Origin of the sequence: Kamptonema sp. PCC 6506 (assembly GCF_000180455.1) — a bacterium.
GTDB classification, from domain to species: Bacteria; Cyanobacteriota; Cyanobacteriia; order Cyanobacteriales; family Microcoleaceae; genus Kamptonema; species Kamptonema formosum.
Genome location: NZ_CACA01000183.1, coordinates 1 through 11,636 on the forward strand (window position 1 = coordinate 1; position 11,636 = coordinate 11,636).

Below are 11,636 nucleotides of genomic sequence, written 5' to 3' on the forward strand. Positions count from 1 at the left end.
TAGCGTACCGTTAGAAAGTTACGAAACTTTACAGCGACAGTCTCAAGAACAGGTAGCAGCGATCGCATCTTTGCAAGCTCAAATCACAGAGTTGTGGCATCTAAAAAGTCAGGCAAGTAATAACATATCACTGACAACTTATCAAGCTTTACAGCGGCAGTCTCAAGAACAAGTCAATACTATTAAGACTTTGCAAGAACAGCTAGCTCAATTGCAAACTGTGGCTGGAATTGGCGAAGCTAAGTTAAACAAGTGGCGCAACCGCACCTTTTCTCGCTAGGCATTTCCAGCGCTATTCGATTTTAGATTTTGGGTTAAAGTATCCAAAATCTAGAATCTTCTGTCAGGGAATTTGTGCATTAATGGAGCCAGAGTTATTGTAAATTTGCACGAAACTGGTTTCAGAAACATAGAAGTTGTTAAACAAAGGTTACAAAAATTCGGAAAGGAGAAAGTCAGTATGGCAGCTAAAACCTCATGATTTTTGATGATTCTGGAATTTGCTAAAATTTGGCGATCGCAATATCACGAATAGTCCGAATAATTCCCTTTTTCAGTTGTAAGTCTAACTCGACATCAGCGCTTGGAGGGGGATATTTCATGGTGATTTTTAAAACTTACTGGGAGGCAAATAAAAAACCCTAGCCGCAATTGGTTAGGGTTCATCCATCAGGGTGCATCTACTAATATAGTCTCCGGTAGGAGGGGGGATGTTTCCGGATGATTGTTAAAACTTTTTGGGAAACAAATAAAAAAACCCTGACCGCAATTGGTTAGGGTTCATTAATCAGGGTGCATCTACTCATTTAATCTCCGTTAGGAGGGAGGATGTTTCAGGATGATTTTAAAACTTTGTTGTGATACAAAACCTAGCTGCAAAGGGTCAAAGTTGATTAATCAGGGTGTATCTATTGATTGAGCCTTCGGGAGAGGAGGAGAGGTATTTTTCTGTTTTCCTATAGTATCGGGATACTACTAGGAAGTCTACACCTTGACATTCGTACTACAAAAATGTATTATCTGACGGGGTGACAACCCCATCAAAACCCCTAACTGACAGGGTTTTGACCGATTTATGGTAAAAAAAGATGGGGTCAGTATTGTAAAGTCGCCCCATCTATTAAAAATGTTACCTCCATTTTACCAAATTTGTTTCCAACAGCAGCTCAAGAAAGCCGAATACTTGACTCTGACAATTTTAGTTTTCCTGCTCCAAATCCGTAAACAAGTGAGTATTGAGTTATTGGCGACATTGATGCCATACCCCATCATGTTTGAGAGCCGACGACGTTCTGTTCAACGATTCCTCAAGCTACCTATCCTCAAGATTGAAAAGCTGTGGTTTCCTCTGATTAAATATATCTTGAGAACTCAATTTAAAAAGAAACAAGAGTTGAAGGTCGCCATTGATAGAACCCAGTGGCGAGATAAAAATGTGTTTATGATTAGCCTGATTTGGGACAAGAGAGCTTTACCGTTAAAACAGGAGGCTATAATCTTGAAAAAAGCTACGCTTGTGACGACCGCCTAAAAAGTTTAATTTTATTGATAGCTTTGGCTTACAGTTGCGCTATTTTACAGGGACGTAAGTTCAAGCTAAAGGGAATTCAGAAATACATCGGTCGCCTGATTGAGTCGAGGCGATCGCAACGCCGTCATAGTAGTTTTTGGATAGGATTATATGGTCAGTTGTGGGTAGTAGGAATGGAGTTTTGCCATGCGACTATTGCGGAATTGATGAAAATTAGGCCCAATAAGCTCCCATTTTTTCATAGGGGTTTGAAGGCTATGTCCTTTATTTTATCAAGCTTTTGACGGGGTTGTCACCCCGTCAGCCTTTTAACTCTACCGCGCCTTGCCGCAAGATTTCCCAGCTATTCCCACTCCATTTGGCCACTGTGGAGGGTAAACCGGATGCTGTTGTGGTTGTTTTTAGTTCAGAAGCCTCTAGGGTTAAGACTTCTGGGAAATTTTGTTGAATTTCGGCGGCTGTTTCTAGGGGTGGTTGACCTGATAAGTTGGCGCTGGTGGTGGCTAAGGGCCCTGTCTGTTGTAGGATTTTTTGGGCGATCGCGAGGTTAGGGACTCTGAGGCCGATGGTGGTGGGGTCTGTGGGGTTCATGGCTGGAGGTACTTTGGGGGAGGCTGGGAGGACAAGGGTTAGGGCTCCGGGCCAGTGGGAGGCGGCGATTTGTTGCCATATTTGAAGTTGTTCTGGGGTGCCGGTGATGTAGGGCCAAAGATGTTCTGGGGTTGCACCCATTAAAATTAGAGGTTTTTCGCGATCGCGTTTTTTGGTAGTGAAAATTAGTTCGCTAGCTTCGGGGCGAACTGCTAGGGCGGGTACAGTATCAGTGGGAAAGCTGATGATTTGATTTCCTAATTTTGCTGCTGATATTAAGGTTTGGATTGAGACTTGAGGCATTGTGTGAATGTTTGTGGGAAATATAGCAGGAGGCAGGAGGCAAGAGGCAGGTGGCAGGTGGCAGAAGACAGAAGACAGGAGGCAGGAAGCAGGAAGCAGGAGATAGGAGGCAGGAGATAGGAGGCAGGAGGAAAATGCAATAACAGAAATGGTTTGGGCGATCGAGAATGTCCTAACCGTTGTGGCGGTTGCTATATTTGATAGATTAGCGATCGCTCGTTTACCGCAACTGAATAGTGACCCAGGCCTAGCCAGCCGCAGGCATCGCCTATTCAATTACAGCCTCAGTTAGGCGATCGCACTCCATCGAACTCGCGTTAAGCAGTGAAATACTTAGCTGCTGGGTGATAGGTGATGATGGCAGTTGTCGATTGTTCGGGATAAAGTTGTTCGCTTTCATCCATATAAAGATTGATGCGATCGCTTCCTAACAACTCCAATTGTTTATACTGATCCGACATATCAGGACAAGCCGGATAACCAAAACTATACCGCGATCCGCGATATCTTTGAGCTAACATATCCCGAATATTCTCCGGTTCTTCACTCCCAAAACCTAACTCGCGGCGAATTCGCGCATGAGTCCATTCAGCTATTGCTTCCGCCGTCTGAACTGCTAACCCATGAAAATACAGATAATCGGTATATTGATTATCGGCAAATAGCTTTTGTGCGAACTCCGTAGCAATGTGTCCAACCGTCACCGCCTGCATCGGAAATACATCAATTTTACCCGATTCTTTCGGTGCAAAAAAGTCAGCAATACACAACCGCCGACCCGACTTTTGCCGAGGGAAAGTAAAGGTTGTAATAACCCCCTCTTCGCCCCGCCTTGGTAAGGGGGGGTTAGTTACATTGCCCCCCGTTGACAAGGGGGAATTAGTTAGATCATCGCCCCCCATTAACAAGGGATTATTTACATCATTGCCCCCCGTTAACAAGGGGGAATTAGTTAGATCAGCGCCCTCCGTTAACAAGGGATTATTTACATCATTGCCCCCCCTTACCAAGGGGGGATTGGGGGGGTTAGCCGGATCGTAAAGGTGCAAAGAATTACCCTCAGACTGACAAGGAAAATACCCATAAACCACCTGTGGATGTAACAACTTCTCATTAACAATCCGCTGTTTCCATCCCTCCAAAATCGGATAAACTTTCTCAGCTAAAAACCCATCATACTCTTCACGAGATTGGTCTTTAGGCTTGCGATATTGCCACTGTCCAGCAATCAAAGCTTGTAAATCCAAATGCCAGAAAATTTCCTCAAAGGGTATATCTTCGCCCTCTAATAACTGAGTACCCCAAAAAGGCGGAATCGGGCGTTCAATATCCACAGCTACCGCCTCAGAACGCCGTGTATCTATTACTAATGGCGTTGCTGATTCCGCCGTTTCCACCTCTTTTTTATGTGCGACTTCTATTTTAGCTACCCCATTGCCATTACCATTTTCTTCATCAGCAAAACCATTGAGATCGTCCCATTTCCCTCCTGATTTTGCAGGCATCAATTTATCCATAAAGTGCAAGTCAGAAAAGGCATCTTTGCCATAAATAACTTTACCTTTATAGGTGTTTTGGCAATCTTCGTGAACAAACTTAGGAGTTAAAGCCGCACCGCCTAAAATGACGGGAACGGTAATCCCGCGCTGGTTAAATGTCTCCAGGTTTTCTTTCATAAAAGCAGTGGATTTAACCAGCAACCCACTCATAGCAATACAATCAGCTTTGTGCTGTTCGTAGGCTTCAATGATATTGTCTACTGGTTGTTTAATTCCCAAGTTAATCACTCGATATCCATTATTAGAAAGAATGATGTCAACCAGATTTTTTCCAATGTCGTGAACGTCGCCTTTAACTGTGGCAATAATAAAGGTTCCCTTGGCATTATCACCTGATTCTGATTTCTCCATATATGGCTGTAAAAAGGCAACAGCAGCTTTCATGGTTTCGGCAGATTGCAATACAAAAGGTAATTGCATTTGACCCGATCCAAATAATTCGCCTACCACTTTCATACCATCTAATAAGAAGGTATTAATAATCTCCAAAGGTGGATATTGTTCTAAAGCTGTGGTAAGAACTTCTTCTAAGCCAATTCTTTCGCCATCGATGATATGACGCTTCAGACGTTCTTCTAAAGGAAGCAGTTTATCGGCACTGCGATCGCGCTTAGTTGTAGCACCTTCAAAGGCATTTGTCAACTCTCCCAAAGGATCGTAAATGCAGACATTACCATCAAATTCTCGTCGATCGTAAATCAGTTTGCGGCATAATTCTTGATATTTTTCTTCAATTTTTGCCAGCGGTAAAATCTTATTGGGGCTAACAATTGCTGAATCCATCCCAGCTTGCATCGCTTCATGCAAAAACATCGAGTTTAAGACTTGTCGCGCCGCTGGATTTAAGCCAAAGGAAATATTAGAAACTCCTAGAATAACATGACATCCCGGCAACTCTTGCCTGATGCGACGAATGGCTTCAATTGTAGATTTACCGTTGGCCCTATCTTCTTCAATCCCCGTAGAAATTGGCAATGCTAAAGGGTCAAAGAAGATGTCGTAGGCGGGGATTCCATACTCAATGGCAGCGTGATAAGCGCGGGATGCAATCTCAAATTTTTTGTTCGCACTCCGGGCCATCCCATCTTCATCAATTGTACCGATAACTATCCCCGCACCATACGTTTTTGCCAATTCTAACACCTTATAAAAACGGGGTTCCCCATCTTCATAGTTAGTAGAATTTAACAAACATTTACCCCCAGCGGCTTTTAATCCCGCCTCCATTTTTTCCCACTCAGTGGAGTCTAACATTAAGGGTAAAGTGGCATTAGTAACTAGGCGAGATACAACTTCTCTCATATCTCTTACGCCATCGCGTCCCACATAATCGACGTTAACATCGAGAATGTGTGCGCCTTCGCGGACTTGTTCGCGTCCCATTGAGATTAAACCATCCCAATCTTCAGCATTTAATAAGTCGCGACATTTCTTAGAACCACTAGCATTAAGTCTTTCCCCAACTATTAAGAAAGAATTATCTTGGTCGTAAGGTTGGGCGCTATAAATTGATGCGGCGGCGGGTTGCCAAGTGGTTTCGCGGACTTTCGGTGTCAGGGTTGTGGAAATTTCTGCTAATTGTTGAATGTGATCGTAACGAGTACCGCAACAACCGCCAATTACTTGCACTCCTAAGTCTTCTACAAAGTGCATTAATGCCATTCGTAGTTCCATCGGCGTGAGTTTATAATGGGCGTGTCCGCCGACATTTTCTGGTAAACCTGCGTTGGGAATACAGGAAACTACAAAAGGGGAATATTGGGATAAATATTTGATATGTTCGGCCATTCTGTCTGGCCCAGTAGCGCAGTTTAATCCTAAAATATCAATAGGAAAAGGTTGTAAAATAGTCAGGACAGCGCTAATATCGGAACCTACCAACATTGTACCAGTAGTTTCCATTGTCACCGATACCATGATCGGGAGGCGCGTACCTTTTTTAGCAAATACTTCTTCAATGGCGCTGAGTGCGGCTTTAATTTGCAACACATCTTGGCAGGTTTCAACTATTAATAAATCAACTCCACCATCAAATAGTCCTTCTGCTTGTTCGGCAAAGGCAATTTTCAGAGTATCAAAGTCAATATGTCCCAGGGTTGGTAATTTAGTTCCAGGGCCAATTGAACCAGCCACAAATCGGGGTTTTTCTGGTGTAGAATACTCAATAGCCAGGCCTTTGGCGAGGGTTGCGGCCGCCTTGTTGAGGTTGTAGGCTTCCTGGGCTAAATTGTATTCAGCAAGTACAAAGGAACTCGCCCCGAAGGTGTCAGTTTCGATGACATCTGCGCCTGCTTCGAGGAAACCGCGATGGACTTTGGCGACAGCTTCGGGATTGGTGTAGATTAAGTATTCGTTGCAACCTTCGTATTGCGGGCCCCCGAAGTCTTCGGCGGTGAGGTTTTGAAATTGCAGGTTGGTTCCCATTGCGCCATCGAAGACGATGACGGGCCGGGATGGGTGGTGGAGGCGTTGGAGGAAGGTACTATTGGTCATGGGTTAATATTTTTGACGCTCTCTATTTTGATGAAGTAGAAATATGTTAACGTAGTTATTCATATAATAACTGATCTAGCCAGCGATGACTTAGGAAAATGTAGCCTGAAATATCAGGAGGTTGAATTATGGCGAGTGACTGGAAGAAAATTTTGGAGTCAAAACAGGTTCAATTGACTGAGTTTTGTCAGCATTACCGAGTATTAAAGATGGAGTTGTTCGGCTCTGCAACAGGAGATAATTTCGACGAAGAAAAAAGTGATTTAGATTTCTTGGTTCAGTTTACACCGATGTCACCGGTGGAATATGCTAATTGCTTTTTTGGTTTGCGGGAGGCGTTGAATAAGTTGTTTAATCGTTCTATAGATTTAGTCGAGATTAATTCAATCCGCAACCCTTATTTTTTACAATCAATTGAAAAATCGCGGGTGATTTTGTATGCGGCTTGAGGTGCAGAAATATTTGTTTGATATTCAGGAAGCTTGTCAACTTTTAACGGAGTTTACGGCAGGTAAAACGTTTGAAGATTACGTAAGTAATGCGATGCTACGCTCTGCTGTGGAGCGACAGTTTGAGATTGTGGGAGAGGCGTTAAACCAGATGTTGAAATTAGAGCCTGATTTGGCGGAAAGCATTACAGATTGTCGAAGAATTGTCGATTTTCGTAATCTTTTGATTCATGCTTATGCCAAGGTTTCTAATCAGGTAGTTTGGGGAATTGTGGAGTCTAATTTACCTGTACTTTATCGTGAAATTAGTCAATTATTAGAGGAAAGGGTTAATTAAAAGGTTATGGTTAATTAGTAAATAATTTCCCTATCATTTTCACCGCCTAGTAAACACTCGATTTGTTATTGCTACTGTCAATCTCCCAAGGCTTTGGCTTTTTATTTTGTTTTGTCATTTTCTTCTAATCTTCTTAATTATAATCAACTAGATCGCACCCTTAAAAAATCCCCCCTGTAAATTATTCTCTCTCAGCTTCCCAATCAGGACAACTCTCAGACTCTACACCCGAAGGGTGCATCGCACAAACTAACAAATTCCCACCATAAATATGACCGTGATAATTAGAACAACCCCTACAAGCTGGCTGCTGAATCGTTGAAGGCTCTACATAAGTCACGATCGAAAAATCTATCTCATTTACCTCTGGATCTAATTCTCTAAAAACCTCAATAATTGGTTCAAGCAACTCATTAAAATAGTTGTCGAAATCATCGATTACAGTATTTTGTATTTCTTCTGTCACCTCTTCCGAAAACTTTGCCAGTGAGTCCAGCATTTCGGCGAATTCTTCACTCGCATCCATGAAAAACTTCTCTACCTCAGCAACAGCAGTTTCCAGTACCGCCACAAAACTTTTTTGCCACTCTTCCATTGATTTGTCAGCTCGATCTTTATATATTATTAACAAAATCCAAGTACAAAGGCTTGCACTTACTAAGTAGGTAGACAATAGATAAAATCGATCGTGTCGTTACCAAAGAAGGGAAGCAATCTCAAGTCTTTGCGATCGCTTCTTTTCTTGGAAGGACAATCTATATATTATGTCCACCTACTTATCAATTCTATTACCTTTTCCATAGTATTACTAAACCCTTACCAAGGATAAATACCAAAACTAACGGAGGTAGAAGTGCGATCGCACTCAACCCCCGTCATAAAACTTTACAAAGCCTAATCCTGCTTCAGATCGCGGAGTTCATCTTGTAACTGCTGCACCTGTTGACGAAGCCTATCGACACCCTCATTGCTTTTATTCGATGGTTCTTCATCTTCCGAAACAATTTCTATCCGGCGCGGTTCAGAAAGTTTTTGCGGTTCAGAAGGCGACTCACCGGGCTGCTGTTGCGCCTGCCTCATCATATCATCAACAAAGCGACGACCTTCATCCGTCGTCATTTCACCGCGTTTTACCAATTCATCTGCCAATTTTTGGGCTTCAGTCCGCAACTCGCCTAATTTGCTACTTGCTTTCTCGCCAGCGTAGGAAGCCAACCCCACACCCAGGTAAACTGCTTTCTGTAAAATATCTCCGAAACCCGGCATAGCAAGTACACCTCCCTTAAACAAGGTGAACCGGAGTTCACGCCTATTGCAAGCATCCCGTATTGCTGCTGCCTTCCGGCCCTGACAAAGTTTGGGCGTTACAATCGCGTAAGTCCGGCTCATTTATGAGTATAACACAACTTTTCATTCTTCAACAACACACCACTGATAAACTTCGTAGGTAACGCAACCATTGACTACCAAGGGATCTTTAGCCGCGATCGCGATCGCCTCCTCCATCGAGCCCGCCTCAAATAGTAGCATCCCACCGCCCCGTCGCGCCCAGTACCCCGTCTTCGCCTTGTGTCCCTTAGCAATCAACTCTCGCACGTAAGCGCGATGGGCAGGCACATACTTGTCAAAAATGGACTTTTCGACAATTCCCTTCTCAATCTTGACAAACCAAGGCATTTTTGCTTTTCAATTTTAAACTTTATAATCTATATTGAGTAATAGTTTATAGCAAATTGCCCAAACTAATAATTTTCTCTTCCTATTCTGTGCCGCTTCTGTAAATTCCTGTGTATCTTTGTCCTACACCAATAGACTCATGGAAAATCTGCAACACCGTTACTTTATTGCCCTCCTACCTCCGCAAGAAATTCAAGAGCAGATTACTAAAATTAAACAGTATTTTGCCGAAAAATACGCTAGTAGCGGTGCTTTAAAATCGCCACCCCACATCACCCTCCAACCGCCTTTTAAATGGGTGACAGCGGAAATTGACAAAGTAGAAGAATGCCTAGAAAAATTTGCACTCGCCCATCACCCAATCCCCATTACTCTCTCTGGCTTTGCCGCCTTTCCACCTCGTGTTATTTACGTAAATCCTCTCAAAACCCAAGCATTACTAGCTCTGGAAAAAGACCTAAGCGCATATTTAGAAACAAACTTAGGAATCTTCGACCCAGTTGCCAAAACTCGCTCTTTTACACCACACATGACAGTCGCATTTCGAGACTTAACTAAGCAGAATTTCAAAGCAGCATGGCTAGAATTTGAAAATCGCTCGCTCAACTTTGAGTTTACTGTATCTCAGTTGACTTTGTTAATTCATGATGGGGAATGCTGGAATATTAGCCGTGAATTTCTTTTTTCACCTATTAAATAGACCCAATTCATAGAGCGGGAATCCATCGGAGAATAATCCTAACTGCTACCCACACTTTGATGCAGTGGAATTTCAATTACAAATTCCGTTCCCGCTCCTGGTTCTGAGATACAATACAATCGCCCTCTATGCTCTATCGTCACAATTTGATAACTAATAGATAGCCCCATTCCCGTACCTTTACCTACGGGTTTAGTTGTAAAAAATGGGTCAAATACTCTTTGTTTTACTTCCTCTGTCATACCACAACCATTATCCGCAATCGAAATTCTAACTCGATCCGCTCTAGAGAGACTTGTAGTAATCTTAATTATCTTTTCCTCCCCCTGATGCCGCTCTTCTAAAGCATCCAGAGCATTCGTCAAAATATTCATAAATACCTGGTTAAGCTGTCCTGCATAACACTCGATCTCCGGCAGATTACCATACTCTTTGATAACTTCAATCCCAGCATATTTGGGGCTGGGATTCAAGCGACTCTGAAGAATCATCAGGGTGCTGTCAATACCTTCATGGATATTCACCGCCTTGACTTCCGACTCGTCCAACCGCGAAAAATTCCGTAGGGATTTGACAATATCACGTATTCGTTCCGCACCTACGTGCATAGATGTAAGTAATTTCGATAAATCTTCGCTTAGAAATTCTAGATCGACCTCTTCTGACTTAGCTTGAATTTCTAACACTGGCAGGGGATAATGCTGCTGATAGAGCTTTACTAGATCTAGTAAATTTTCGGTATACTGGCTGACATGAGATAAATTACCGTAAATAAAAGCTGCGGGATTATTCACTTCATGAGCAATACCAGCTACCAATTGACCCAAAGAGGACATTTTCTCGCTTTGGATAAGTTGTCCTTGAATCTGTCGTAATTCCTTCAACGTTTGTTCTAAATAATCAGTTTGCTGCCGAAGTTGATTTTCCATCTGTTTCTGCTGAACCAGGGATTGATTTAGAAGTTCGACTTGTTCCTGAGTTTGCGTATAAAGTTGAGATTTTTCCTCCGCATTTGCTTGTGCTTCTTCAGATAGTTGTACCTGTCTCCATCCTCCTATAGTTGCCACTATAAGCACGCTCCCTAAAATTAGCGTTAGGATATTCAAAGCATCGAGGGAAGATTCAATTATTGGACGCGGAATGACCAAGGCTACAGACCAATTTGCCTGCTTTAAAGGGGTATAAGCTACATATTGCCAGATGCCATCAACTTTAATTAAGTCAATTCCCTGCTCTTTGTTCACCATCCGTTGCGCGAGAGTTGCCAAATAAAGGTCTTTGCTTTCCAGTAAGCTAGTAGCTGGTTTTTCTGTGGTTCCTCTTAAAGACGGATCTGGATGAGCAATTATTCGACCCTGGGAGTTGAGAGCAAAGGCATAGCTACCCTGACCTAGTTGCAGATTTTGAACGACTTTAATTAGGCGATCGATTGGAATATTACCTGCTAAAGCTCCTAAAGGTTTTTCTGGTGAGCCAATCGGAGCGCCAATTTGGACTTGAGCTACTCCCAAGGAACGACTAATCACCGGGTCATTAGCCGTGACTTTTCCCGCCATTGCTGATATAAAAAAAGGGCGATCGGCTATACTTCCCTTAGCTTTTCCTACTTGTGTATTGAATCGAGAACCATCAGGAAATGTCATAGTAAGCTGTCGATATTCATCGATCCGTTTGACCTGAGATTTAAGGTAGGGTTCAACGACATTCCAATCCATAGTTGCAAGAGTTGGTGTGTCAGCAATGGTTGCTATTTCTGCTTTCCGTGTTTCTAACCACTTATCAATTTCCCCACTACCCTGCTGAACTTTTAATAAAGCTTTCTCTTTGGAAGTATTCAGCAGCAATTCATAGATAATCAGATAACTAGCGATCGCCGCAGCACTGACTATCAAAGTGAATCCTGCCAGGAGTAAAAGAGTAGTTACTTTTCTCTTTTTTCGTTGTTCTTCCTGAAAATTATTGTGAACCTGGCTAACTTTACTAAAGCTCATAAATG

Annotated in this window: 11 protein-coding genes, 1 other RNA gene and 1 pseudogene; 6 read left to right on the forward strand and 7 right to left on the reverse strand. The window is 42.8% G+C overall.

Annotation, left to right across the window (positions count from 1 at the left end; translation table 11 throughout):
- The 3 genes and pseudogenes from OSCI_RS09860 to OSCI_RS32405 all read left to right on the forward strand — a co-directional run.
- Positions 1-280, forward strand: a pseudogene (locus OSCI_RS09860) (CopG family transcriptional regulator); the annotation flags it as partial.
- An 846-nt stretch (positions 281-1,126) separates the two neighbouring features.
- Positions 1,127-1,531 carry a hypothetical protein gene (locus tag OSCI_RS32400; RefSeq protein ID WP_007354790.1) on the forward strand — a complete coding sequence of 135 codons (405 nt, stop codon included), beginning with the start codon at positions 1,127-1,129 and terminating at the stop codon, positions 1,529-1,531.
- Between the two features lie 23 nt (positions 1,532-1,554).
- Positions 1,555-1,815, forward strand: coding sequence for a hypothetical protein (locus OSCI_RS32405; protein WP_407635889.1), 261 nt, complete (start codon positions 1,555-1,557; stop codon positions 1,813-1,815).
- Between the two features lie 16 nt (positions 1,816-1,831).
- Here the strand turns inward: OSCI_RS32405 and OSCI_RS09870 are convergent, their stop codons facing one another.
- Both OSCI_RS09870 and metH read right to left on the reverse strand, forming a co-directional pair.
- Positions 1,832-2,425 carry an L-threonylcarbamoyladenylate synthase gene (locus tag OSCI_RS09870; RefSeq protein ID WP_007354792.1) on the reverse strand — a complete coding sequence of 198 codons (594 nt, stop codon included), beginning with the start codon at positions 2,423-2,425 and terminating at the stop codon, positions 1,832-1,834.
- 317 nt (positions 2,426-2,742) lie between these two features.
- Positions 2,743-6,477: a methionine synthase gene (metH, locus tag OSCI_RS09875; RefSeq protein ID WP_007354794.1), complete on the reverse strand. Its 3,735-nt coding sequence runs from the start codon at positions 6,475-6,477 to the stop codon at positions 2,743-2,745.
- Between the two features lie 128 nt (positions 6,478-6,605).
- Here metH and OSCI_RS09880 point away from each other — a divergent pair, with 128 nt between their 5' ends.
- Both OSCI_RS09880 and OSCI_RS09885 read left to right on the forward strand, forming a co-directional pair.
- The gene (locus OSCI_RS09880) at positions 6,606-6,926 is read left to right on the forward strand and encodes a nucleotidyltransferase family protein (RefSeq protein ID WP_007354796.1); all 321 of its coding nucleotides are present in this window, start codon (positions 6,606-6,608) and stop codon (positions 6,924-6,926) included.
- Positions 6,916-7,263, forward strand: a complete 348-nt coding sequence (locus OSCI_RS09885; RefSeq protein ID WP_019487674.1) for a DUF86 domain-containing protein — start codon at positions 6,916-6,918, stop codon at positions 7,261-7,263. The genes OSCI_RS09880 and OSCI_RS09885 overlap by 11 nt, the downstream gene beginning before the upstream one ends.
- Before the next feature lie 181 nt (positions 7,264-7,444).
- On the opposite strand, the gene OSCI_RS09890 is transcribed toward OSCI_RS09885, so the two are convergent.
- The 4 genes from OSCI_RS09890 to OSCI_RS09900 all read right to left on the reverse strand — a co-directional run bounded on the left by OSCI_RS09890 (position 7,445) and on the right by OSCI_RS09900 (position 8,940).
- Positions 7,445-7,858, reverse strand: a complete 414-nt coding sequence (locus OSCI_RS09890) for a hypothetical protein (protein WP_007354798.1) — start codon at positions 7,856-7,858, stop codon at positions 7,445-7,447.
- A 299-nt stretch (positions 7,859-8,157) separates the two neighbouring features.
- Positions 8,158-8,529, reverse strand: coding sequence for a phasin family protein (locus tag OSCI_RS09895; RefSeq protein WP_019487673.1), 372 nt, complete (start codon positions 8,527-8,529; stop codon positions 8,158-8,160).
- A gap of 24 nt (positions 8,530-8,553) precedes the next feature.
- Positions 8,554-8,650: signal recognition particle sRNA small type (ffs, locus tag OSCI_RS28370), an RNA gene on the reverse strand.
- Positions 8,651-8,673: 23 nt separating this feature from the next.
- Positions 8,674-8,940 carry a YciI family protein gene (locus OSCI_RS09900; RefSeq protein ID WP_007354800.1) on the reverse strand — a complete coding sequence of 89 codons (267 nt, stop codon included), beginning with the start codon at positions 8,938-8,940 and terminating at the stop codon, positions 8,674-8,676.
- A gap of 139 nt (positions 8,941-9,079) precedes the next feature.
- Here OSCI_RS09900 and OSCI_RS09905 point away from each other — a divergent pair, with 139 nt between their 5' ends.
- Entirely contained in the window at positions 9,080-9,640 is a 561-nt protein-coding gene (locus tag OSCI_RS09905; protein ID WP_007354801.1) for a 2'-5' RNA ligase family protein, read from the forward strand.
- Between the two features lie 38 nt (positions 9,641-9,678).
- Here OSCI_RS09905 and OSCI_RS09910 read toward each other — a convergent pair whose 3' ends face one another.
- Entirely contained in the window at positions 9,679-11,631 is a 1,953-nt protein-coding gene (locus tag OSCI_RS09910) for a sensor histidine kinase (protein WP_007354802.1), read from the reverse strand.
- Positions 11,632-11,636: the final 5 nt, after the last annotated feature.